Consider the following 22,895-nt stretch of genomic DNA (forward strand, 5'->3'; position numbering starts at 1 on the left):
TATTGGCTCGAACTTCAGACCGGTGGCGGCGGCCACCGGTCCCTGCCAGTCGGACGAGCCGGTGGTCAGAAAGAAGTATCGAGATGGAAGCTCACTTCTCCGCCCAGCGCGGCGTTACCGTCTCCGCCATTGCCGCCGATGCCGGCCACGACCTCTTGGTGCTGGTCCACCGCGAGCTTGTTGATCTGGGTCGCATCCGTATTGGCGTATACCTTGGAGGTATCGTAACCGCTGTAGGATTTCTGGCTTCCGTTCGATTGGGCGTCTCCGCCATGGGCCTTCGAAAACAACGAGGCCTGCGCGTTGGCGCCGCCGGCATCCCAGTCTGCCGTCTGATTGACGTGATCGCCGGTGCTCACGTGCACGTCGGCACCTTCCGCCTTGTTGGTTGGATCGAAGTTGAGCGTCGGCTTGCTGATGATGGCTCCCTTGAAGGTGCCGTCGCCGCCATTTCCGACGTTCTGACCACCGGTGCTGATCGATTTGAATCCGATCGAGTCCGAGATGTTGATCGCTTTGGGCAACATTTGAGCCTCCTGCTTTCTGTTGGCTTTCGTGCATCATCCATCCCGATCAGGCGGACGCGCGCGGCAAGTCTGATCCGCTCAAGCGCGATGGCGATAGATGTCAAATCGGACACCATCCGGTCTGGTCGACCTACGTACGAAAGTATGACATTCGTCGCACAACATCGGAGCTCGAAACATCCGGGAGGGTCCGCAGGGCGAGCTTGCATGCGCAGAGTATCGACGCAACTCGCGATCGGGCTTGTGCGAGCGGCGCGATGTTTCGCTATCCCATCAGGTGAAGATCCGACAGAAGATGGGCGGAAAGATCGCCACCCAGCGCGAGATTGCCGTTGCCGCCGTCCCCGCCAAGCCCGGCGATCTGGACCGCACTCTGGTCGATGTGCACGTTGTTGACCTGATCGGCTAGGGCTGTCGAATGGGGACCCGCGATTGCGATATTGATGGGTGCATAGATCGCGACGCTGACATCGATCAGGCTGCCGACAAAATAGCCGTTGCCGCCATTGCCTGCGCCGTTCGAACCGGTCGCGATCGTGTCGGAGCCGCCCCACAAGCCATGGGAAAGAAGGCTTGCATGGCCGCCCGCCGCGGCGTTGCCGTTGCCGCCGTGTCCGCCAATGCCGGCGATCTGAACTATGGATTGATCCACGTAGGCGTCATTTGTCTGGACCGAATGAACGTTGGAGCCATAGCCCGCGACTGCGATGTTGATCGGGTTGTACAGTACGAAGGAAGTATGGACGAGCCCGCCGTAGAACGCGCCGTCGCCGCCATTGCCGGCCTGGCTTCCGCCCGTTTGAACGTCCCAGATGCTCCCTCCGTTGCTTGATCCCCAACTGGGGTCTAGCGTGATAACGCTGCCGCCGGCGGCCACATTGGCATTTCCGCCACTTCCGCCGACGCCCGCGATCTGAGTGGCCGATTGATCGATGTCGACCGTGTTCGATTGACTTGCATGCGCAGTGCCGCCCGAACCCGCCATCGCAATATTGATCGGATGATAGATCACCACGGGAGCGTCCACTATCGCACCCGAAAAATAACCGCTGCCCCCATTTCCGGCGCCGTTGTCGCCGCTCGCGATCACGCCGGCGCCCAACGACGTACTGACGCTCCCACCCGCTGCAATGTTGTCGTTGCCGCCATGGCCGCCGACGCCGGCCATCTGAAAAGCGGATTGATCGACATTCAAATTGTTGGATTGGTTGGCTAGAGCGACCGAGCCGTATCCCAGGCTCACGGAGATATTGATCGGTTCATAGACCAACAGGGACGCGTGAATGATCCCTCCGTAAAAGTGGCCATCCCCGCCGTTCCCGGCCGTGTTCGCCCCACTCTCGACCGAAGCAATGCTCATCCCGGGATAGGATGCGCCGGCAGCAGGCTTCGTGGACGGAGCATCCAGACCCGCCGCAGCGTGGTCGCCGGCGTGGCCGCCCGTGTCGACCCCCGATGTGGGATGTTTGGATTGAACCGGGTCGGAGTCATTATGCTGGGTATTCGCGCTCGCGGGGTGCGCTCCAGGACCTGCAAACGGGCCGGGACGATGGACTAGGGCGCCACCGCCGACCGCGTCTGCCACGAACGGGGCACTCGGCGCAGGGCTCTGTTCGTCCTCGCCATCGTACCCATCGTGGTGAAGAGAGGCGTGATGCAGCCGGATTCCATCCGACATCCGCGAAAAATCCATCGTAGCCTCCCTCATCGCAATCGCTCCGCGCGATCAGACGGGTTCTGCACTCCGGACAGAATGTCATCCTGGGAAGGTCGAATGCCCAGTCGTCAGTTCGGATATGGCGCTTCGTCTGGCACCCGTAACATCGGCTACATCCGTTCGGGTGCGGTTACAGCCTTTGCTGGCGCGGAATTCGTAACTGCGCCAGGGAGGTGGAGAAAAACTAAAGAAGTGTTCTCCCATGCTCCAGATCAGGATCTATGACGCGCAGAAGAATGCGCGCGAGGAAATCTACCGGGGTTCCGGGTACTCGACCAAGCTATGCACGAGGTGGGGCGGCAAATTGAGACGAGCGGACCGATCTAACCTTAGGAAAAGTCCTAACTGTCGGGGGTAGTCGGTGTCGTGTGCACTGGGAGATCAAGACAAATCAACGCAGAGTCAGTTTTGGGATGGTCGCGCTCGGCCGTTACGGCGTGCTCTTCAAGTTGGCGACTTGCCCGAGCTTGGGACGCAAGGATAGGCGGACGATAGCGGTCACCCGCTACCAAGGCTCAGATTTTGCGCTCCAAACTACGATTTTGTACGATTTCTAACGCTAGGTGGTAGCGCCCCAACGTCGGCAGATCAGCATCTACGGCAACGACTGTTTGCTGGGCGTGCCTAAGCCGGTTTGCCGAAAATTGGCGGCGATGAGATGGGTGACCTTGGGCTCGGCCGCGGCGCCGAATTTGCGGATGGCGTCCTGAACGGCCCTGTCGGTATTGGTCACGCGCTGGTGTTGCCGCAAGTGCTCAAGCCAAGACGCGACCATAAACGTCTCCAGAAAGCGTCCGCTCTCGGCGGCGTCTTCGAAGACGTCCCAGGAATATGCGCCATCACGCCTTCGTTGTTGCTCCAAGTCTCTGATGGAGACGAGGAAGGCTTCGCGGCGCTCCGCGGAGATGCGGTACTCGACCGTAATCAGGACTGGCCCGCGGTCAGCGTCTGCCTCGATTGCCAAGACAGGTGAGGGCCAGTGCATCGAGGGCGCAAGATCGATGCCTGCACCGGTTTGAAGCTTCCAGCGCCAGGTCAACGCGATTCCTGCGACGGCGCCCGCAGCGGCTAGGAAGTGCGCCGTAGGCAAGCCGAGTCCAGAGGCAATTTGACCCCAGAGCGCGCTGCCAGCGGTCATCGCGCCGAAGAACACGGTGACGAAGATCGCCAACCCCCGGCCGCGCACCCAGTCCGGCAGTGAGACCTGAACTGAGACATTGACCGTCGCAAGGACGCCGATCCATGAGATACCGGCGATCAGGCACGCCGCAAGTCCGATCTCCGCGTGACGCGCGATGCCCAGGAGGATCAGACTAAGCGCCGTGCCGGCGGTGCCGGCCGCAACGAGCCCGTTGGGCCCGAAGGTTGTCTTCATCCAGGGCAGTATGAACGCACCGATGACGGCACCCACGCCGATCGCTCCGAGCAAGATGCCGTAGAGTGCTGGACCGCCCGCGATCTGATTGCGCGCCACGAGGGGGAGCAGTGCCCAATAGGCGCTCGCGAAGAAGAAGAACGCCGCCGCCCTGACGAGTGTCGCACGAAGCTTCGGATTGAATCGCGCATGGCGGAAGCCGATCACCATGGCGCCAGCGAGACGTTCCGGTGGAAGCGCGCTGCCTTGCGAAGACGCCGGGCGCCACCACAGGAGCGCTCCGATCACGGCGAAATTGCTCAGAGCATTGATCCAGAAGGGGGCCGCGATGCCGAACCCGCCGATGACGGCGCCACCCAGCGCCGGCCCGATGGCTCTGCTGATGTTGACGCCTACGCCGTTGCCGGCCACGGCCGCGGCCAGGTCTTGCCTCGGGACAAGCTGAGGGACAACCGACTGCCATGCGGGCGCGGTGAACGCAGCGCCGGCGCCGAGCAGAAACGTGAACAGCAGAAGGATGGGCGGAGTGACGAGGTTAAGCCCGACGAGCACCGCACTTGCTGCCGCGATGATTGTAAGGACGATTTCACAACCAATCAGAAAACGGCGTTTGTCGACAGTATCCGCCAGCGCGCCAGCCGGCAGCGCGAACAGGAACATCGGAAGGCTGCTCGCGACCTGAACCAGGGAGACGGTGAGGGGATTGGCATCGAGGCTGGTCATCAGCCATCCGGACGCAGCGTTGTACATCCAGGTGCCGACGTTGGCGACGACGGTTGCGATCCAGACAACCGTGAACGTGGTGTGCCGAAACGCGATCCACGGGGAAGTGTCGGGCACCGTCGACGATGGATCCGGCTTTTCGTTGGATAGGGGCATTGATTCACTCAAACCATCGAACCCGCGCAAGGCTGGCGGTGTCGGATCAAAATGCTCGAGAATCCGAGCGTCACGTCAGTCGTTCGTCGGTTTCAACACGGTGGTGTAGTTCGCCGGTAGCCACTCGAACCGGCCATCGACCGAGCGGATATGTCCGATTCCAGGAAAGGCGATGTGAGCCGCCGCGATCCACGTCGACGTCCGCGCGGCCCGAGCGAAGGCTGCCGTGCGTTCCAGTTCCGCCGACAGCGGATTGCGGTCGTAAGTCACGGTCACGGCGGGATCGGGAAACTGGATCGGCGCAACATGGACGAGATCGCCCCAGACAAGCAATGTTTGCCCTCCGCTCGAGACCTCGTACGAGGTGTGTCCTGGGGTGTGCCCGGGAGTAGGAATTGCACGAATCCCCGGCGAAAGCTCCTGACCTTCCGAGAAGGGCTTCAGCCGGCCGGATTCCCTGTAGGGCTTCAACGAGGCGCGATCGCCTTCGAACATCGGCTTGAGGAATTTGGGAGCTTCACTCTCGTTCTTGGCGTCGAGCCAGTAGTCGAGGTCCTTCTGGTTGACCCTTATGGTTGCATTGGCAAACGCAGGCTTTCCTTCTGGAGCGATGCCGCCGACGTGATCGGCATGCAAGTGCGTGAGATAGATCTCGTCGATCTGCTCCGGTCTGTATCCGGACGCGCGCAGATTTTCGAGAAGGTGCCCGCAACATGCGCCATAGAGGCTGCCGGCGCCGCTGTCGATCAGAATGAGCCTGTCTCCCGTGTTGACCAAGAAGGCATTGATCGAGCCTTCCACGGGAGCTGCGAGATCGGAGGCGGCGAGCACGGCATCCCCTCTACCGGGATGGCTTTCCGCGAGCTTCACGGCTTTCCGGTCTCCGCCCGGCATCGTCTCGTTCCTGGTCATCACGTCGTGGACTGGAAACGGATGGGTCCCGTCGAGCAAGGCCGTTATCTCCATGCGCCCGAGCATGATGCGATAGAAGCCCGGCGCCTGGGTGCGTACCTGGGGAGCGCCGGCATGCACCTGGCCGTGAGACAGCAGGGATACGAATGTCAACATCGCGACGGTGCGGATCGGCTTCATCCTTGTCTCCTCATCGCCAGGTGTCCCGGTTCAGTCGACGGCATGACATGGTGCGGTTGAGGATTTCATCCGTTCCAGCCCTTCAGAAAATCGAGAAGAAGCTTGTTGACCGCTTCCGGTTGTTCTTCCTGCGGAAGATGGCCGCAACGTTCGATCGGGGCGACCGAGAGGGTTTCCGCCATCTCGCTCCAGACCGCCTTCATGTCGAAGAGACGGCCGACGGCGCCGAAGTCTTCACCCCAAAGGGACAGCACGGGACACCGGATCTTCTGCTCCGCGTCCTCGAGATCCTGCGCGATGTCTTCTGCGCTGGCGCGATAGTCGGACATCGCGCCCCGTACGGCGCCAGGCGCGCTGTAGGACTTCACGTAGGTCTCGAACGCCTCGCCGGAGATCGTCATCGGGTCGTGGCACCAGTCGGAAAAGAAGTGACGAAGCCAGATGTCCTCGCGTCCCGCGATCAGTGCCTCCGGCAGGTCGGGGATCTGGTGGAACATGAAGAACCAGTATTCGCGGGCGACTTTCGCAGTCATCTCGCGCGCGACGATGCGGGTTGGAACGTTATCCATGACGACGAGGCGATCGACCAGATCCGGGTGGTCCTTGACCAGGCGGGTCGCGACCCGCGCGCCGCGATCGTGTCCGATCAGTGCCACGCGCCCCACGCCGAGTGTCTTCAAGAGCTCGACGATGTCGTTGGCCATCGTCCTCTTGTCGTAGCCGTTCGGCGGTTTGTCGGTCTCGCCGTATCCGCGCAGGTCCGGCGCGATTACCCGGTAGTGGGGGGCAAGCGCCGGTATCTGGAAACGCCAGGCGAAGCTGGTCTCCGGGAAGCCGTGCAACAGCACGATCGGAGGACCGGCCCCAGCCTCCAGATAGAACTGGCGGATGCCGTTTGCTCGGCAGGTTGCGCGACGAATGGTGGTCACCGATGTCATGCCCGGAGTAAGAGGTTTCCGGGCACGATCCTTGGTCAAGTCGGAGGGGACTGATTGCAGGTTGTCACGGCGTTTTGCACGATTGCGTCGCTGTAGTTGCGGAAACGGTCGGTTGGGGCACCGAATTTTACCCTGGCGGCGGTTCCAAGATCGGGAAAAAGTCCAAGACGCGCGGCGATGTTCGGGATTGCATGTTCGTAACGACCAGCAACGCAAGGGAGAACGAGGATCCGCGAGGTGGACATGGTACCCCGAACGGACGGCTTCGGGATCGAGGATCAGGCAGCAACTGCGTGAACGCACGGGGACTTCATCACGTCACAGCAATCATCGGCGACGTGCGGCGCGCCGCCGGCTTCTACGCGGGTGTGCTGTCGCTCAATCGGGTCAAGAAGACCGTCTGCTATGACGACCCCGGCAGTTACCACGTCTACTACGGCGACGACGTCGGAAATCCGGGCACCGTAATGAGCACGCTGGCCTGGAATTGCGTGACGCCGGGGCTGACCGGCGCCGGCGAGGTGGTGCAGACCGCCTTCCGCGTCGCAGGGGATTCACTCGACGGGTGGGCCGATCGGCTCGCTTCTGCGGGTGTGCCCTATCGATCGGAGGTGTCGCCCTTCGGCGAGCGTACGCTCTGTTTCTCGGATCCCGATGGTACGGCCCTCTCGCTGATCGAGACATGGGAGGGACGATCGGGGCAGGCGGACCCAAACTCCAAGGCCGATCTCGCGCTGCGCGGCCTTCATGGCGTCACGCTGAATGTCCGCGAGGAGGATGAGACCATCGACATCCTCCAGAAGGTTTTCGATTTCCAGCTGGTCTCTCAGAGAAACGGCGCCATGCGCTTCGTGGCTCATGACGGTCCGGGCGGGACGATCACCTTGCGCATGATCGGAAAGTCATCGCGGGGGCGCCTCGGCGGCGGCACCATCCGGCACGTCGCCTTCCGCGCGAGCAATCTCGACGATCGATCGGAGATGGTCGAGAAACTCCAGTCGGTGTACGGCATCGTGGTGAGCGATCCCATCGAGCGGACCTACCTGAACGCGGTCGGCTTCCGCGCACCCTGCGGCGTGCTTTTCGAGATCGCGACCGACGGCCCGGGTTTTGCGGTCGACGAGGCGCCGGAGCAGCTCGGCCAGCAACTTCAGCTTCCCGCCATTCTCGAAGAGCGTCGCGCCGAACTGGCGGCGATCCTGCCTCCGCTCGCTTGAACTGCCTGTCGACCATCGCGAGCCCGACCTTCCATGAAATCGGTCAGTCGCGGGCACATGAAGTCAAGGAATGCTCTCACGCGAAAGGGCAGCCGCGGTCCACCGTGATAAAGCGCATGAATTTGTTCCTCGTCACCTGCCGTGCCCTTGAGAACCTCGACCAGGCGGCCAGCCGATATGTCGTCGCGGACGTGATAGTCGGCGAGCCTTGCAAGGCCGATGCCCGCGATTGCCATTCGCCGCAGGCTTTGAGCGTTGTTTGCGAGCAGCGAGCCGCTGATTGCCCGGTCGGCAATTCGCCCGCTCTCCTTCAGAGGCCAGACCGGGGCAGAGCGCCGGAAATTGAATCCCAGGCAGTTGTGACGTGAAAGGTCCTGAACCCTTTTTGGCTCACCTAGCCGATTTATGTAGTCTGGAGATGCGACGATCCTTCTTTTGACGACCCCGATGCGTCGGGCAACCATCGCGGAGGCTTGCAACGGCCCGACCCGGAAGGCGACATCGGTCCGGTCGAGGTACATGTCGACGATTTCGTCGGAGAGCGAGATGTCGACCACGATCTCAGGGTGTGCTTGCCAAAAGGCGGGGAGCAGAGGCTCGAGGCCGAGAATGCCGAAGGACACCGTGGTGTTGACCCGGATCGTCCCGCCGGCCGCCGCTGCACCCCGAGAAATGCCGCGTTCGATGCCATCGAGTTCGGCCAGCAGTGCAACACTCTTGTCGTGGTACATCCGACCCTCTGACGTCAGCGACAGCCGCCGCGTCGAACGCTCGAACAGTCTGACGCCGAGCCGCGCCTCGATCCTTCCGATGAGCTTGCTGACGGTTGACGGTGTCATCAACAGTCGACGGGCTGCCTCGGAATAGCTCTGGGCTTCCACCACACGGAGGAAGACCTGCATTTCCCCGATGCGATTATCCATCGTGTATCCATCTATGAAACCGTTTCACAGATAAAGTGGAATTGGAGCGGATTATCAAGTCCGCCAAATGTCACCTATGCTGGGTCATCGTTTCGTTTTGCGATCGATTTTCCTGCTGACACGCCACTGTCGGATCGGTGACTTGAACGAGGACGACTATCGCTCTAAGAGGAAAATCGGTGCGGCGGACGTGATCTGCAGGTGGTCCTTCGGACTCATGATGGCGGCATATCCAATGATGGATAGCTTTGAATACCCTGATGATGGAAGAGTCTGATAGTACGACCGGCGGCTTCTACGGTCGTCGCCTCAGCCAGCACCTGGGAATGGAGGGTGACTGCCTGCTGCGCATCAAGCGCGAAGGGCAGTTGGCACTGGCGATGACCCGGCTGACCTGCTCTCAATTCGTTCGGGAGCGGACCGCGGTCATTCCTTCCGAACCGGCCTTCAGCATCCTGCAACAGCTCGGTGACCTCGATCGGCATTCCTGTTGGCTCGCTGGACGACCGAGATATTCGGGAGCTTTCGGTGCGGGGACCGTGAGCGTCATCAATCTGATGGACAACCCTCAATGTGAGTTCAAAGGCCCGTTCGATGCCGTTCAATACTACGTGCCCCAGACGGCCCTCGACGAGTTTGCCCGTGAGCACGGGGCCAAACCGATCTCGACGCTCAAATGGAGCAGGGATCAGCGTGACCCCTTCCTGTCGACCCTGTCCAGCGTTCTGCTCAGTGCGGTGGAGCAGGATCCGACGAGCAATCAGCTCTTCGTCGATCAGATCGGGTTGAGTGTTCTGGCCCATTTCGCCCAAACCTATGGCGGAATGCGCCCACAAGGAAAAGCTGCGGGTGGAGGCCTTGCCCCCTGGCAGGAGCGTCGCGCCAAGGAAATCATGCGAGCGCGTCTCGCCAGCAATCTGACGATTGCCGACGTCGCCGCCGAATGCAAGTTGACGCCAAGCCACTTCGCCAGATCGTTCCGGCGCAGCACGGGCGTTGCCCCGCACGAATTCCTGTCCCAGCTTCGCATCGACGAGGCGAAGCGCCTCATGCAGAGCACAAAGCTTCCGCTCGCCGACATTGCACTGATCTGCGGCTTTGGCGACCAGAGCTACTTCACCCGGGTGTTTTCCCGCAACGTGGGGGCCAGCCCCGGAGCATGGCGAAGGGCCCGCTCCGAGGGCTGACGCAAGCAGGATCCTGTCTCAAGCGGGTCGGATCATGTCGCGGGCGTAGGCCAGGCCGATCCCGTATCCTCCGGCATGAGATTCGACGATGGCGCGTGCGCCATCGTAGGTTTCATGCCTCGTCCAATCGCGCTGCATCTCGAGCAGAACCTGGATCCAGGATGTGAGGCGGGCGCCTGCGGCCTGCATCCGGCCGAGAGCCAGTTCGTGACTCGCAGTCGTCAATCCTCCGCAGGCGTCGCCGACGACGTAGACTTCCAAGCCGGCTGACAGTGCAGAAAGCACCGCGAACGTCACGCATGCCTCGGTCAGCAGACCCGAAACGATCAGGCGGCTTCGACCGGTGGCCAGAACGGCCGCGCGCGCCTTGTCGTCTTCCCACATGTTCATGCTGCGCCGGTCGATCGGCTCGACGCCTGGAAGCGCCGCCTTGACCGCCGGCATCAGCGGCCCGCTGTACACTTTCGTCGCCGAGGTGGAGGCGACGACCGGCAGGCCGAACACGGTCGCGGTCTTCGCGAGCGCGACCACGCTGTTCATGAGAACCTGCCGGTCGATCGACCCCACTCCGAAAGCCAGGCCGGCCTGTTGGTCGATCAAAAGCAGGGCGCAGTCCCTGGGCTCGAGCAGATGAAGCGGATTCGGGGCCATCGACTTTCTCCGGTTAGGCCTTCAGGAACGCGAGGAGGTCTGCGTTGACCTGGTCGGCATGCGTCGTCGCCGTTGCGTGCGGAGCGCCCGGATAAATCTTCAGCTTGGCGCCCTTGATCATCTCGGCGGCCAGCTTGCCCGTGTAGGGGAACGGCACGACCTGATCGTCCTCGCCGTGAATCACCAGGGTGGGCACGTCGATTTTGGCCATGTCGGGCCGGAAGTCGGTTTCCGAGAACGCGGTCACGCAATCGATGGTCGCCTTGACCGACGCCTGAAGCGCGATCTGAAGGGTCTGCTTGAAGACGCCTTGCGACACCTTCGTGCCGTGGTTGGTGCCGTAGAAGAGGGGGCTGAAGTCGTCGAGGAATTGCGCACGGTCCTTCACCAGGCCGGCCTTGATGCCGTCGAACACCGACTTGTCGACACCGTCATGGTCCGCGGTCTTGACGAAGAGGGGCGTCACGGCGCTGAGCAGGACGAATTTGGCGACCCGCGACGTGCCGTGCCGCGCCACGTAGCGCGCGATGTCTCCGCCGCCCATGGAGAATCCGACCAGCGTCACATCCTTCAGGTTGAGATGATTAACGATGTCAGCGATGTCGTCGGCGAAGGTGTCGTAGTCGTAGCCCGTCCAGGGCTGGCTCGACCGGCCGAAGCCCCTGCGGTCGAACGCCACCGTTCGATAACCGCGCTCGGCGAAGAAAAGCATCTGCGCGTCCCACATGTCCGCGCTGAGCGGCCAGCCATGGCTGAACAGGATCGGCTTTCCGCTTCCCCAGTCCTTGTAATAAAGCTCGGTGCCGTCCCGCAATTCAAGCAAGGCCATCGTTCGCTCCTGTGACGAATTGATGAAAACCGAACGGCATTCTGCAAGGCGGTTCGGTCCTCCTGCCCGCAAGTTTGCGGATAGGGCGCGGATTGGCTTGCACGATCTGCGCGTCGTTTGGACATGCTGGCGATCTCCGACCGGCGCTGCGGACATGCGCCCGGCAATTCGCCGCACGTGAATGATCATCGCGCCGAAATCCAAGCCGCGACGAAATCGTCCAAGCGTTGGCCGGCGTTCAGGGTTCACGATACAGCCGCCCATCCATCCCCTTTCGCTCGATCGCTCATGCCGATCGCAAGGAGAACTTCTCGATGTCGAAACTCGATATGCTCACCCCCGACAACAGCGCGATCGCTCTGATCGACTACCAGCCGGCCATGTTCCAGGGCGTTCAATCGCATGACCGCCTCGTCACGGTTAACAACGTCCAGATCCTGGCAAAGGCCGCGAAGCTCTTCAAAATTCCGACCGTGCTGACCACGGTGGCGCGGGATTCCTTCTCCGGCCCCTTCATGCCGGAAGTCGCCTCGCTGTTTCCGGAGCACGACATCATCGACCGCACGTCGATGAATTCCTGGCTCGACGCGAACTTCCGCAAGGCGGTGGCTGCCACCGGTCGCAAGAAATTCGTGCTGGCCGGTCTCTGGACCGAGGCCTGCGTGATCTTTCCGACCCTGGACATGCTCAAGGAAGGTTACGAGATCTACATTGCCGCCGACGCTTGCGGCGATCTCTCGCTCGAAGCCCACAACCGCGCCATGGAGCGCGCCATCCAGGCAGGAGCGGTTCCCATCACCTCGTCGCAATACGCCTACGAGCTTCAGCAGGACTGGGCGCGCAGCGAGACCTACGAAGGAATGATGGACATCCAGCGCGCGCATTCGCCCTACGGAATCCAGATCCGCTTCTCGAAATGGGCACTCGGCGAACATGCCTCCGAAGGGGGCGCGAAAGCCGGCTGAACCTCCTCCAATTGCGGATCGCCGTGATGAAGATCTATCTGTTGTCCCTTGGCGCCGGCCTGTTGGTCGGCGTCATCTACAGCCTTCTCAACGTGCGCTCGCCCGCGCCGCCGCTGGTCGCGCTGGTCGGGCTTCTTGGCATCCTCGCCGGTGAGCAGATCGTTCCCGTGGCCCGGCAGCTGTTGTCCGGGCACGGGCTTGCGTCGGCGTGGCAGCAAGCCAAGTGCGCCCCGCACATGTTCGGCATGCTGCCCGGTCGTCAAAACGACCAATCGAAAAATGCCGCCTCGGTGGACGGCCAGGAGAAACATTCATGAGCTCCGCACCCGATATCATCCTGCATCGTGGTCTGTTCACGACGCTCGATCGCTCGAACCCGGCGGCTTCGGCGGTCGCGATCGCCGATGGCCGCTTCGTCGCGGTCGGGCACGATCATGACGTGATGAAGCTGGCGGGGCCGTCCACGAAGATCGTCGATCTCAGGGGACGGCGCGTGTTGCCGGGCCTGATCGACAACCACCTTCACATCATCCGCGGCGGTCTGAACTTCAACATGGAGCTGCGCTGGGACGGGGTACGCTCGCTCGCCACTGCGATGGATATGCTGAAGCGGCAGGTCGCCGTCACGCCACCGCCGCAGTGGGTCAGAGTGGTCGGCGGATTCACCGAACACCAATTCGCGGAGAAGCGGCTTCCGACGATCGACGAGCTCAACGCCGTCGCGCCCGACACGCCGGTCTTCCTGCTGCATCTGTACGATCGGGCCATCCTGAACGGCGCGGCGCTGCGGGCCGTCGGTTATGCGAAGGACACGCCCGAACCGCCGGGCGGCGAGATCATGCGCGATACCAAGGGCAATCCGACGGGTTTGCTGCTGGCCAAGCCCAACGCCAACATCCTCTACGCGACCCTTGCCAAGGGCCCGAAACTTCCGTTCGATTATCAGGTCAATTCGACGCGTCATTTCATGCGCGAATTGAACCGGCTCGGCGTCACCGGTGCGATCGACGCCGGCGGAGGATTCCAGAACTATCCCGACGATTACGCCGTCATCCAGAAGCTGAGCGACGAAGGCCTCCTGACGATACGACTCGCCTACAACCTTTTCACCCAGAAGCCCAAGGGCGAGAAGGCAGACTTCCTCAACTGGACGAAAACCTCGAAGTACAAGCAGGGTGACGACTATTTCCGGCACAACGGTGCCGGCGAGATGCTGGTGTTCTCGGCGGCCGACTTCGAGGATTTTCGGGTCGCCCGTCCGGACATGCCTGCGGAGATGGAAGGCGAGCTCGAGGAGGTCGTTCGGGTCCTCGTTCAGAACAAATGGCCGTGGCGTCTCCATGCCACCTACGACGAGACGATCTCACGGGCGCTGGACGTGTTCGAGCGGGTCAATCAGGACATGCCCCTGGAAGGGCTGCACTGGTTCTTCGATCACGCCGAGACGATCTCGGACCAGTCGATCGATCGCATCGCGGCGCTCGGCGGCGGCATCGCCGTGCAGCACCGGATGGCCTATCAGGGCGAATACTTCGTGGAACGGTACGGAGCGGGAGCCGCCGAGGCGACGCCGCCGGTCAAGAAGATCATCGACAAGGGCGTCAAGGTGTCGGCCGGTACGGACGCGACCCGCGTTGCGTCCTACAACCCGTGGGTCTCTCTGTCCTGGCTCGTCACCGGCCGGACCGTCGGCGGGTTGCGCATCACGCCCCAGCGCAATTGTCTGGATCGCGAGACGGCGCTGCGGATGTGGACCGAAAACGTGACGTGGTTCTCGAACGAAGAGGGTAACAAGGGTCGGATCCAGGTCGGCCAGCTCGCCGACCTCGTCGTCCCGGACCGCGACTACTTCTCGTGCAGCGAGGCCGAGATCGCCGATACGACTTCGCTGCTGACCATGGTCGGAGGCAGGATCGTCTATGGCGCGGGAGACTTCTCCAAGCTGGAGAGCGTCACACCGCCGCCCGCCATGCCGGACTGGTCGCCGGTCCGCCGCTTTGGCGGGTACGCGGCCTGGGCCGACGACACGGCAAAGACGAAGGATACCAGCCTCGCGATGAAGGCCATGCAGATGTGCGGCTGCGCCAATTCCTGCGGCGTCCACGGACACGACCATGCGGCGGCCTGGTCGAGCCGGTTGCCGGTCTCCGACCTCCGAAGCTTCTGGGGCGCGCTGGGGTGCGCCTGCTGGGCGGTCTGACATGCCTGCCGCAGCCACACCGAACCGGATCTCCGTGATCCTGCGCTGGCCGCTTCTGTGGCATGCGGCCAGGCTGGCCCTGGTATCGGCCTATCTGCTCGGCGGCTTCACCAAACTGCTCGATTTCGCGGGCGCGGTGGCCGAGCAGGAACATTTCGGCCTGTATCCGGGCTGGCTGTGGGCGACCGCCGCTATCGTGGTCGAACTCGGCGGGTCTCTGCTTGTCGTCGTGAATCGTTTCGTGTGGCTGGGGGCCGGCGGGCTCGGCATCCTGACGTTCGTCGCGATGCTCACCGCAAACGCGTTCTGGACCATGGGCGGCCATGAGAGATTCATGGCCACGAATGCCTTCTTCGAGCATCTCGGCTTGATTGCGGGCCTTGTCATCGTATCGATTCTGTCCAATGAGACTTCGCATCACCCGGACCGGGCGCCGCGATCTCAATCCGTCCAAGGAGTTTCCTGATGAAATCAACACGGATGTTCGCTGTCGTGGCGTTGGCGGCGGCTGTCGCGGTGAGCTCGCCGGTCGTCGCCAGGGAAGCAACGAAGTCGAAGGAGCAGGCTGTTGCCGTTGCCCCGCAATACGACACAACGCACGTCTACGTCGCGCCTGAGGACGTGGACAAGTTCGTATCCAGTTTTCTGGCCACGTTTGGCGGCAAGAGCACCAAGCAGGTGGTGGCAACCGTAACGCCCACGCCGAGCAGCACCACGTCGCAACTGTTGCAGACGCCTGTCGGCACCGTCTCGCTGTTCGGCTTCAAGACGCCCATCCCTTATCCTTTCGGGGCCGAACGTAACGGCTACCTCGTCGGCGACATGGACGAGGCGATCAAGGCGGCCCGCGCTGCGGGGGCTGACGTGATCGTCTCCACCTTCCCGGATCCCATCGGGCGCGATGCCGTGGTCCAGTGGCCCGGCGGCGTCAACCTCCAGCTCTACTGGCATACGACGAAACCCGACTACGCTCCCTTCGAGCGGATTCCGGAGAATCGCGTATACGTCTCGCCCGACAGGGCCGCCGCCTTCACCCGGAGTTTTCTTGCCTTCTCCCGCGGCAAGGTCGTCTCGGACGACGCGAAGGCGCCCGGCGTCGAGATCGGAAGACCCGATTTGACCTACCGGCGCATCCGGATCGAGTCCCCATTCGGGAAGATGGTCGTGTTGGTCACCGACGGTCATCTGCCCTATCCCTACGGTCGGGAGACGACGGGTTATGAAGTCGCTGACCTCGCAGCCACCCTCGGCAAGGCGAAGGACGCCGGCGCCACGGTGCTGGTCGAATCCTACACGTCGAGCAGCCGGTCTGCTGCGTTCGTCATGTTCCCCGGCGGGTACGTCGCCGAGATCCACTCCCTTGGCCCGAAGAGTGCATCGCGGGCGGACGCCAAATGAGATGACGTCCGCCGATGCTGGCACGGGGCGATATGCGCAACTTCTGGATCGTTCTGACGCTTGCGACCCTTGGCGCCGGCGTCGGGTTCGCGCGGGCCGAGGACGCTGCGGTCTCCAAGCGGCCGGCGATCCAGGCGAACCGCTGGGCAGAGGACTGGTCGGTCCTTGCCGATCCCAGGTTGCGTACCGAACCGTTTGACGGGCTCAAATACATCCCGCTTTGGGCCACCGATCCGAAAAGCTACGTCTCGCTGGGGGCGACGCTGCGCGAACGCTTCGAGACCAATAGCGCAGCGGCGTTCGGCACCGGCAACACGTCCTCGGACAGCTATCTCATACAGCGTTTGCAGGTCCACGCCGACATTCATTTCAACGAGAACTGGCGCGCCTTCGTGCAGCTCGAGGACGATCGGGCCTTCGACAAGCTCAGCATCTCCCCTGTCGACCAGGACCGTGCCGACCTTCGCCTTGCCTTCCTCGAATACGTCAACATTTTCGCGGGCGGGACCCTGAAGGCGCGCATCGGACGACAGGACTTCGCCTTCGACCTGCAGCGCTTCGTATCGTCGCGGGATGGTCCCAACGTCAGACAATCATTCGATGCGATCTGGGCCGACTGGGAAACCGGCGTCTGGCGCTTCATCGGCTTTGTCAGCCGCCCCGTCCAATATTTCGACGTTCGCCCTTTCGACGACACCTCGAACGACAACTTCCGCTTCAGCACGCTCCGGGTCGAGCGGAAGGTCATGGGTGACAACGAGCTGTCGGGCTACTACTCGCTGTACGAGCGGAAGAGCGCCAGATATCTCGATGCATTGGGCGACGAAAGCCGTCACGTTCTGGATGCGAGATTCGCGGCGAAGTCCCAACAGTTCGACTGGGATCTCGAGGCCATGGGGCAGGCGGGCCAGGTGGGAGCGAAGGATATCCGTGCCTGGGCCGTCGGCACGCGGATCGGATATACATTGACCGGTGTTCCCTGGCTGCCCCGCATCGGCCTCCAGTTCGACGCTGCATCGGGCGACCATCGCTCCGGAGACGGAACGCTGGGAACGTTCAATCCGCTGTTCCCGAATGGCTATTATTTCACGCTGGCCGGATATGCGGGATATGCGAACATCCTTCACCTCAAACCCTCTATAACCATCAGTCCCGCGGACCGGCTGAAGGTGATGGGAGCGATCGGCTTGCAGTGGCGCGAAACGACGGCCGACGCGATCTACGTCCAGCCCAGCGTGCCGATAGCGGGCACCGCCGGGATCGGCAGCAATTGGACGGGAGCCTACGGTCAGCTTCGCATCGACTACGCGTTCAACGATCATCTTACGGGCGCCATCGAGGCCGTGCATTTCGATGTCGGCGACACGATCATCCGCGCCGGCGGACACACCAGCAATTATCTGGGTGTCCAGCTTCAATATGGTTGGTGACATGCCACGCAATATACTTTTGCTTCCGCTCCTCATGAGCCTGAATGCCGGCTTCGTCGATACCGCCGGCTTTCTTGCGCTCCAGGGATTGTTCACTGCGCACGTCACCGGCAACTTCGTCACCTTCGGCGCGGCCATGGTATTGGGGACGTCCGGTGGCCTGGCGAAGCTGCTCGCTCTCCCGGTCTTCTGCTTCGTCGTGGTTGTCAGCAGAATCCTGAGCTTCTATCTCCCCGCAATGGGACTGCCGATCTTTCGCTCGATGCTGGCCATCAAGACGATACTTCTGGCGGCAGGCGGCGCGTGTGCCGTCTACTTCGGGCCATTTGTCCAAGGCGACAGCTGGCAGGCGATCTGCACCGGCATGATATTGGTTGCCGCCATGGCCATCCAGAACGCCGCGCACCGCATCCATATGGGCACCGAACCTCCCAGCACCTTGATGACGGGCACGACCACCCAGATCATGATCGACGTCGCAGACGTTTTGCGCGGCGCGCCGGCTTCGGTGCTGACCGTCGCCAGACCGCGGCTTGGCAAGATGACGGCGAGCGTGGCTGCCTTCGCACTCGGATGCGCAGCCGGCGCTTGTCTCTATGCGAAGTTCGGGACCTGGTGCTTCGTCCTGCCTCCGCTGATTGCTGTGCCGGCGGTGTTCCAGGCCACCGCCGAGCCGAAGTGACGCGGCGCGTGAGCGATCGGAATTGAAGGGCCGGAGCTGATGGCCTGGTGGGAGCACGCGATGGTCGACCTTGACCGTCGCCGTCGACGGCTGGCAGCGGGCGCATCCGCATTGTCGGCAGGAACGATGGGATCCTGCCGTCTGGACGGGATCAAGACCGGTCTGCCGTCGAGATGCGGCAGGCGATACGCGAGGGAACTGAAATGGCTTCTGAGACGTCCGATCCATCGCCTCGATCCTATCCCCGATCGGTCTCGCTCGTGCGAAGAGCCGGCCCGATCATTGTCGCCGCCGGCATCGCGGACAGTTTCACCCAGATCGAAAACTGGCTCCTGGAAGAGGCCTCCGTCGAGCGGCAGATGATTGACCTTCTCGTCAAGCTGATCCGTCGGATGAAGGCGGCAGACTCTTCGGTCGATCGACTTACCCTGCATATCGGCACGCTCCATCCCCAGTTGGTCGGATTCGCATGGGTCTGGAACGCCGACGATGGCTTCTGCGACGAGGTGCGGGTTGCTGACGCCGCGGTCGATTCCGACGCCTACAGGCTTAATCCGTTGCAGCGTATCGTCGAGACCGGCGACACGATCCGGCGACGGCCGAATGAGCAGACGGCGCAGGCGGAATTTCCCATCATGATCGAGCTCGCGGCCGCCGGCATGACCGACTACGTGGCGATCCCGTTGTCTGGTCTTGATACACGTAACGTGGTCACCATCGCGACGAAAGCGGCCCGCGGTTTCGCCGAGGTCGAGATAGAGTCCTTGACCCGCCTCTTCAAACTATTCGCCTTGCATGTGCAACGCCACAGCGAGTTGAAGATCTCCGAAAACGCGTTGGGAGCCTACCTTGGTTACGGCGCTGCCACCAGGGTGCTCGAAGGTGCAATCAAGCGCGGCGCCGGAGACTCGATCCGCGCCGTGATTTGGGTCTCGGATCTCAGAAATTTCACGAAGATGTCGGACGCCCTGGCCCCGGCCGACACGCTGCTGCTGCTCAACGCCTACTTCGAGACGATGGTGAGCGCCGTCGCCGTTCACGGCGGCGAAATCCTCAAGTTCATCGGCGACGGTATGCTCGCGGTCTTCCCGGTAACGGTCGGCGTCGCCGAAGCGTCGCGCGCGGCCGTCTCGGCGGCCAGAGAGGCGATCGCGCGGCTCGAGGTTTCCAATCGGACTATCCGTGTCGCGTCCGACGCCGAGGGTCGCCACTTGCTGCGGGCCGGCATCGTCCTTCACGAAGGTGAGGTCTTTTTCGGCAACATCGGTGCTCCGGATCGCTTGGACTTCACGGTTATCGGCGCCGCCGTCAACGAGGCCTGCCGTGTGGAAGCGCTCACCAAGACGATAGGCCGGGATCTCCTCATGACGGAAGCCGTCGCTCGACATCTCTCTCATGATGTCGAGCATCTCGGTGAGCACCAGTTACGAGGCGTTTCCGCCAGGATGTCCGTGTATGGACTGGCCGGATGAGGACTTGATCGGTCGGGCCGCTGCTCGTCAGCAGAAATGGCCCCCGGGATGGTGGTAACCTCCCGAAGCGCCCTTTGTCGCTTTCGAACCGCCCGTCGTCTTACAGGCACCCTTTATTGACGACGGCGGCCGCGTTGGCCTGCCGGTTCATCCCGGCGATTGCCGTCGACCTCTGCGGCTGTGCCAGTACTAAGTTCGCGCAGCGGCTTCTCTGCTGCCAGTCTCGGGCGTCGGATAGGCGGACGATCGGAGGACATATCGCAGATTTGCGTCGTGTGGGGAGAGGCGGTAGCGGGCTTCCGCTACCAATATTCCCGATGAATCCTTGAAAATCCCCGTCTTGCCGGTTCGCTGCGACGCGCGAGATGTCACGGGCGAAGCCGGAACCGCCATGATAGTCGATGACGGCGCTCGCTACCCGATCGACATCGTGTCCGGGCTTCTTAAGATGTGAGGCCAGCACGAGACGGGTCGCGCGCAAGTCCCTCTCAAGCGGCTTTCGAGTGTTTCAGGCCGTCTCTCCGTTTCCCCGTTTTACGTCGCAGGCGCCGGACCAGCCGCTTTCCCCGTCGATGACAATCAGGTCGAGCTTCGCCATCCTGACAACCGGCGAATCGGACTTCAGTTGGATCTTCGCCAAAGCGGCGGTGGAGTGCTGGGACGTCCGAAGCTACGATCGCGGCGTATTTTCCGAGATGTTCGAGTGTTGCATTTCCCGCGGAAAATGCTCCTCAAGGATCTGTCGCACGGAATGCGAGCAAAGCCCGCATCGTACGCTGCATCCGAGGCAACCGTAGATTTGCGCGGTTGAGCAAAGCTCTTCGTTCGTCGATACAACGACGCCCCTGATGTCGTGATCGCTGATGATGTTGCAGGAACAGACGATCATGCCGGATTCCGTTGCGTGATGCGACGTGCCGCATGGAGTCTGACGGCGGCGGCTGTCGCGTTGGCAATGGCGCGGCCGCGGTCGTCCGTTCCGGTCCATTGGGCGTCGCGCCCGCGCGGATCTATCTCCAGCAGCTTGACGCCCGCCGGAACCTCGCTGCCGTCGCGGGCGATGCCGCGTAAAATGCCGTCGCGCGGCGCAACCACGGGAACGCCGGAGAGATGGCCGAGCACGAGATCCTTGTAGACGCGGGTACCGATCTCGATCGGCGTGTGCCAGCGTCCGGCGAATTGCGAGTAGACGAAGCGTTCCGCGCCGACATCGCCCAGCGAACTCGCGACACCGTCGGCGGCGTCGGTCCAGTGCGTGTCGGTCACGAGCCCGATCCTGCCGGGCCGGGTCTCCACCGCGACATCGCAATTGAAGTCCGACGAGAAGCCGGGGCCCAGGCCGATGGCCAGCCCGGCGAGTCGTCTGAGGTCGGGCGTGATCCGGCGCTTCTGGAGGCGCGCATCGATCAGGAGGTCGATGTGACGGACCGGAAGCAGGTCGAGCAGGCCGAGCCAGGTCACCATGATCTGCGGCGCCCGGCCCAGGGCCTGATGGACCTGCACGCCGTCGTCGACGCGTTCGGCGACGACGTCCTCGAGCTGCACGGTGTCGGTGAAGAGGGCATCGTGAAAGGCCATCTTGCGCCGGATCACCGGTGGATCCGGGTCGTGCGACAGCACCACGCAATGTCCGGCGCGCACGAGCTGGATGCCGATCGCGGATGCGATCTCGTTGGTACCGAGGATGACGACAAAGAGTCGGTGGTCGTTCGGCTGGGGCATCTGAAACCACGGTTGCAGGGAAGGTGCAGCAAGGCGCGATCAAGCTTGCAACGTGAAGAGCAAGAGCCGGGCCATTTGGAACGATTGAAAAACAGCGCGCAACTGCCGGCCAACGTTCAGAAAGCGGAAACGCGTGATGACGTCGCCGCTTAGTGCGAAAGCGCACGCGCGCGTGTTGCAAACCTTCCAGCGTGTCGCGAAGCCGACATCGAGCCGCGAAAACCGCAGCGATTGGGCGACAGGGCGTGGCCCGATTCCTGCAAAGTTGCTTGCGGTTGAATCCGATGGCGCCTGTTGGACGCAGTGAGGAGTTGAGGTGACGCTCGATCTGCTGGATCGCGACGGTGCGCCGGGTGGCGCGCCGGCGCCCGATGTCGCCCTGTGTCCGTTTCACGGCGACAAGTCGCGTGCGGAAGCCGGTGAACGGAAGACGCTGGTGCTGACCGGCGCGTCCCGGGGCATCGGGCATGCGACGGGAAAGCTGTTCTCCGAAGCCGGCTGGCGGATCGTCACATGTTCCCGGCAACCGTTCGACGGTGGCCGTTGTCCCTGGGATGCGGGGGCCGACGATCATGTGCAGGTGGAATTGAGCGACCATCGCGCGCTGCCGCGCGTCGTCGCCGAGATCAAGGAGCGGCTCAACGGCGGTCCGCTGCATGCACTGATCAACAACGCCGGCATTTCGCCAAAGGCCGCTGACGGCGCGCGGTTGAATTCGCTGACGACGCCGGTCGAAACCTGGATGAGCGTGTTCCACGTCAACCTGCTCGCGCCGGTCCTGTTTGCGCAGGGCCTCGCCGACGAGCTGAAGCGGGCCGCCGGCTCGATCGTCAACGTCACGTCGATCGTGGGCTCCCGGGTGCATCCGTTTGCCGGCACCGCCTATGCGACGTCGAAGGCCGCGCTCGCGTGCCTGACCCGCGAAATGGCGCACGACTACGCGCCGTTCGGAATTCGCGTCAACGCCATTGCCCCCGGCGAGATCAAGACGGACATTCTGTCGCCGGAGACCGAGGCCAAATTGGCACCGATCATCCCCCTGCATCGCGTGGGCACGCCGGAAGAGGTTGCGAAGGTGATCTTCTTCCTGTGCTCGGATGCGGCCAGCTACGTTACGGGTGCCGAAGTACCGATCAACGGAGGGCAGCATGTATGATCAGACGGCAGCAGCTGGTCCCGGAAAAATTCTCGCGGATTTGCGCTGGATCAATGCGATGAACCCGATCTCGAGCGTGTCGCGCATTTCGATGGTGAATTCCGCGAAGTGGATGACAAAGCGTGCAGGCGCCATGGAATCTTTTTGCAGCAGTGCCGACAAGTTGGGCGCGACTCGTGTCCCGTCTTTTGCTTGAAGATGGCTGCGATCTCCTTCGCGGCTTCGGTGAAGTTGGCAGCCACGGCGACGTTAGTCTGCGCGGCTTGCGCCGGCGCGGATGCGAGCAGCAGGCCCGCAACGAAGGCGATCGAGCGAAACAGTCCCATGATGAACTCCAACGGACGGCAACCGCTTCCGCAAAGCCCGATTGCTGCGAGGCGCCGGCCATTGCAGGCTCAGCAATCGGCGTGCCGGATGCGGGGACGAAGCTTGGTGTGCGCCTTGCAGGAACGGGCGTTGAAAGAGCGGGGTTTCCGCCCAGTGCCGCGGCGGGACTGACTATCTGTGTCGGATTTCCGACAATGTGGTCGGCAAG

At 62.5% G+C, this 22,895-nt stretch carries 21 protein-coding genes and 1 pseudogene; 11 read left to right on the plus strand and 11 right to left on the minus strand.

Annotated features, from left to right (window positions below):
• Positions 1 to 65: 65 nt before the first annotated feature.
• The 5 genes from WN73_RS16750 to WN73_RS16770 form a co-directional block, all read right to left on the minus strand.
• Entirely contained in the window at positions 66 to 527 is a 462-nt protein-coding gene (locus WN73_RS16750) for a hypothetical protein (protein ID WP_011089707.1), read from the minus strand.
• A 265-nt stretch (positions 528 to 792) separates the two neighbouring features.
• Positions 793 to 2,220: a hypothetical protein gene (locus tag WN73_RS16755; RefSeq protein WP_271553853.1), complete on the minus strand. Its 1,428-nt coding sequence runs from the start codon at positions 2,218 to 2,220 to the stop codon at positions 793 to 795.
• A 619-nt stretch (positions 2,221 to 2,839) separates the two neighbouring features.
• Entirely contained in the window at positions 2,840 to 4,498 is a 1,659-nt protein-coding gene (locus tag WN73_RS16760) for an MFS transporter (protein ID WP_271553854.1), read from the minus strand.
• A gap of 75 nt (positions 4,499 to 4,573) precedes the next feature.
• Positions 4,574 to 5,590 carry an MBL fold metallo-hydrolase gene (locus WN73_RS16765; RefSeq protein WP_271553856.1) on the minus strand — a complete coding sequence of 339 codons (1,017 nt, stop codon included), beginning with the start codon at positions 5,588 to 5,590 and terminating at the stop codon, positions 4,574 to 4,576.
• A 65-nt stretch (positions 5,591 to 5,655) separates the two neighbouring features.
• A complete protein-coding gene (locus tag WN73_RS16770; protein ID WP_271553858.1) occupies positions 5,656 to 6,831 on the minus strand; it encodes an alpha/beta fold hydrolase in 1,176 nt (391 codons plus the stop codon).
• Between WN73_RS16770 and WN73_RS16775 the strand changes: the two genes are divergently transcribed.
• Positions 6,822 to 7,745 (plus strand): ring-cleaving dioxygenase, encoded by a 924-nt coding sequence (locus WN73_RS16775; protein WP_271553859.1) that lies wholly within the window; start codon positions 6,822 to 6,824, stop codon positions 7,743 to 7,745. The two genes, WN73_RS16770 and WN73_RS16775, sit on opposite strands and share 10 nt — an antisense overlap.
• Here WN73_RS16775 and WN73_RS16780 read toward each other — a convergent pair.
• A complete protein-coding gene (locus WN73_RS16780) occupies positions 7,679 to 8,668 on the minus strand; it encodes a LysR substrate-binding domain-containing protein (RefSeq protein WP_271553860.1) in 990 nt (329 codons plus the stop codon). The genes WN73_RS16775 and WN73_RS16780 overlap by 67 nt on opposite strands.
• A 248-nt stretch (positions 8,669 to 8,916) precedes the next feature.
• On the opposite strand from WN73_RS16780, the gene WN73_RS16785 reads away from it, so the two are divergent.
• Complete coding sequence (locus tag WN73_RS16785; RefSeq protein WP_271553861.1) at positions 8,917 to 9,855, plus strand: helix-turn-helix domain-containing protein; 939 nt, start codon at positions 8,917 to 8,919, stop codon at positions 9,853 to 9,855.
• Between the two features lie 18 nt (positions 9,856 to 9,873).
• On the opposite strand, the gene WN73_RS16790 is transcribed toward WN73_RS16785, so the two are convergent.
• Together WN73_RS16790 and WN73_RS16795 are read right to left on the minus strand one after the other, a co-directional pair.
• A complete protein-coding gene (locus WN73_RS16790; RefSeq protein ID WP_028174177.1) occupies positions 9,874 to 10,506 on the minus strand; it encodes a hydrolase in 633 nt (210 codons plus the stop codon).
• Between the two features lie 13 nt (positions 10,507 to 10,519).
• Positions 10,520 to 11,335: an alpha/beta fold hydrolase gene (locus WN73_RS16795; protein WP_038965612.1), complete on the minus strand. Its 816-nt coding sequence runs from the start codon at positions 11,333 to 11,335 to the stop codon at positions 10,520 to 10,522.
• Between the two features lie 314 nt (positions 11,336 to 11,649).
• On the opposite strand from WN73_RS16795, the gene WN73_RS16800 reads away from it, so the two are divergent.
• From WN73_RS16800 to WN73_RS16835, 8 genes are all read left to right on the plus strand, one after another.
• Positions 11,650 to 12,300, plus strand: a complete 651-nt coding sequence (locus tag WN73_RS16800) for a hydrolase (protein ID WP_011089697.1) — start codon at positions 11,650 to 11,652, stop codon at positions 12,298 to 12,300.
• Between the two features lie 26 nt (positions 12,301 to 12,326).
• Positions 12,327 to 12,617 carry a XapX domain-containing protein gene (locus WN73_RS16805; protein ID WP_038965613.1) on the plus strand — a complete coding sequence of 97 codons (291 nt, stop codon included), beginning with the start codon at positions 12,327 to 12,329 and terminating at the stop codon, positions 12,615 to 12,617.
• Complete coding sequence (locus tag WN73_RS16810) at positions 12,614 to 14,500, plus strand: amidohydrolase (protein WP_028174180.1); 1,887 nt, start codon at positions 12,614 to 12,616, stop codon at positions 14,498 to 14,500. Before WN73_RS16805 ends, WN73_RS16810 begins: the two co-directional genes overlap by 4 nt.
• Position 14,501: 1 nt before the next feature.
• Positions 14,502 to 14,966, plus strand: a complete 465-nt coding sequence (locus WN73_RS16815; protein WP_161533510.1) for a DoxX family protein — start codon at positions 14,502 to 14,504, stop codon at positions 14,964 to 14,966.
• The gene (locus WN73_RS16820; protein ID WP_028174182.1) at positions 14,966 to 15,898 is read left to right on the plus strand and encodes a hypothetical protein; all 933 of its coding nucleotides are present in this window, start codon (positions 14,966 to 14,968) and stop codon (positions 15,896 to 15,898) included. Before WN73_RS16815 ends, WN73_RS16820 begins: the two co-directional genes overlap by 1 nt.
• A 14-nt stretch (positions 15,899 to 15,912) precedes the next feature.
• Positions 15,913 to 17,328 (plus strand): alginate export family protein, encoded by a 1,416-nt coding sequence (locus WN73_RS16825; RefSeq protein WP_161533512.1) that lies wholly within the window; start codon positions 15,913 to 15,915, stop codon positions 17,326 to 17,328.
• Position 17,329: 1 nt separating this feature from the next.
• Entirely contained in the window at positions 17,330 to 18,010 is a 681-nt protein-coding gene (locus WN73_RS16830) for a YoaK family protein (protein WP_271553892.1), read from the plus strand.
• Positions 18,011 to 18,213: 203 nt separating this feature from the next.
• Positions 18,214 to 19,482, plus strand: a complete 1,269-nt coding sequence (locus WN73_RS16835; protein WP_271553863.1) for an adenylate/guanylate cyclase domain-containing protein — start codon at positions 18,214 to 18,216, stop codon at positions 19,480 to 19,482.
• An 885-nt stretch (positions 19,483 to 20,367) separates the two neighbouring features.
• Here the strand turns inward: WN73_RS16835 and WN73_RS16840 are convergent.
• Entirely contained in the window at positions 20,368 to 21,204 is an 837-nt protein-coding gene (locus tag WN73_RS16840; RefSeq protein WP_271553864.1) for a xanthine dehydrogenase, read from the minus strand.
• A 316-nt stretch (positions 21,205 to 21,520) separates the two neighbouring features.
• On the opposite strand from WN73_RS16840, the gene WN73_RS16845 reads away from it, so the two are divergent.
• Positions 21,521 to 22,360: an SDR family NAD(P)-dependent oxidoreductase gene (locus WN73_RS16845; RefSeq protein WP_271553866.1), complete on the plus strand. Its 840-nt coding sequence runs from the start codon at positions 21,521 to 21,523 to the stop codon at positions 22,358 to 22,360.
• Here WN73_RS16845 and WN73_RS16850 read toward each other — a convergent pair whose 3' ends face one another.
• Both WN73_RS16850 and WN73_RS16855 read right to left on the minus strand, forming a co-directional pair.
• Entirely contained in the window at positions 22,361 to 22,522 is a 162-nt protein-coding gene (locus tag WN73_RS16850; RefSeq protein ID WP_271553893.1) for a hypothetical protein, read from the minus strand.
• Positions 22,523 to 22,533: 11 nt separating this feature from the next.
• A pseudogene (locus tag WN73_RS16855) lies at positions 22,534 to 22,686 on the minus strand (molybdate ABC transporter substrate-binding protein); the annotation flags it as partial.
• Positions 22,687 to 22,895 lie beyond the last annotated feature (209 nt).

It is taken from the genome of Bradyrhizobium sp. CCBAU 45394, assembly GCF_028128655.1.
GTDB lineage: Bacteria > Pseudomonadota > Alphaproteobacteria > Rhizobiales > Xanthobacteraceae > Bradyrhizobium > Bradyrhizobium diazoefficiens.

Bases quoted from the DNA above. Each gene is read 5' to 3' on its own strand.
- WN73_RS16750 (WP_011089707.1), bottom strand. From the start codon at position 527: ATGTTGCCCAAAGCGATCAACATCTCGGACTCGATCGGATTCAAATCG.
- WN73_RS16815 (WP_161533510.1), top strand. From the start codon at position 14,502: ATGCCTGCCGCAGCCACACCGAACCGGATCTCCGTGATCCTGCGCTGG.
- WN73_RS16810 (WP_028174180.1), top strand. From the start codon at position 12,614: ATGAGCTCCGCACCCGATATCATCCTGCATCGTGGTCTGTTCACGACG.
- WN73_RS16805 (WP_038965613.1), top strand. From the start codon at position 12,327: ATGAAGATCTATCTGTTGTCCCTTGGCGCCGGCCTGTTGGTCGGCGTC.
- WN73_RS16830 (WP_271553892.1), top strand. From the start codon at position 17,330: ATGCCACGCAATATACTTTTGCTTCCGCTCCTCATGAGCCTGAATGCC.
- WN73_RS16790 (WP_028174177.1), bottom strand. From the start codon at position 10,506: ATGGCCCCGAATCCGCTTCATCTGCTCGAGCCCAGGGACTGCGCCCTG.
- WN73_RS16755 (WP_271553853.1), bottom strand. From the start codon at position 2,220: ATGGATTTTTCGCGGATGTCGGATGGAATCCGGCTGCATCACGCCTCT.
- WN73_RS16795 (WP_038965612.1), bottom strand. From the start codon at position 11,335: ATGGCCTTGCTTGAATTGCGGGACGGCACCGAGCTTTATTACAAGGAC.
- WN73_RS16820 (WP_028174182.1), top strand. From the start codon at position 14,966: ATGAAATCAACACGGATGTTCGCTGTCGTGGCGTTGGCGGCGGCTGTC.
- WN73_RS16780 (WP_271553860.1), bottom strand. From the start codon at position 8,668: ATGGATAATCGCATCGGGGAAATGCAGGTCTTCCTCCGTGTGGTGGAA.
- WN73_RS16765 (WP_271553856.1), bottom strand. From the start codon at position 5,590: ATGAAGCCGATCCGCACCGTCGCGATGTTGACATTCGTATCCCTGCTG.
- WN73_RS16760 (WP_271553854.1), bottom strand. From the start codon at position 4,498: ATGCCCCTATCCAACGAAAAGCCGGATCCATCGTCGACGGTGCCCGAC.
- WN73_RS16840 (WP_271553864.1), bottom strand. From the start codon at position 21,204: ATGCCCCAGCCGAACGACCACCGACTCTTTGTCGTCATCCTCGGTACC.
- WN73_RS16835 (WP_271553863.1), top strand. From the start codon at position 18,214: ATGGCTTCTGAGACGTCCGATCCATCGCCTCGATCCTATCCCCGATCG.
- WN73_RS16800 (WP_011089697.1), top strand. From the start codon at position 11,650: ATGTCGAAACTCGATATGCTCACCCCCGACAACAGCGCGATCGCTCTG.
- WN73_RS16825 (WP_161533512.1), top strand. From the start codon at position 15,913: ATGCTGGCACGGGGCGATATGCGCAACTTCTGGATCGTTCTGACGCTT.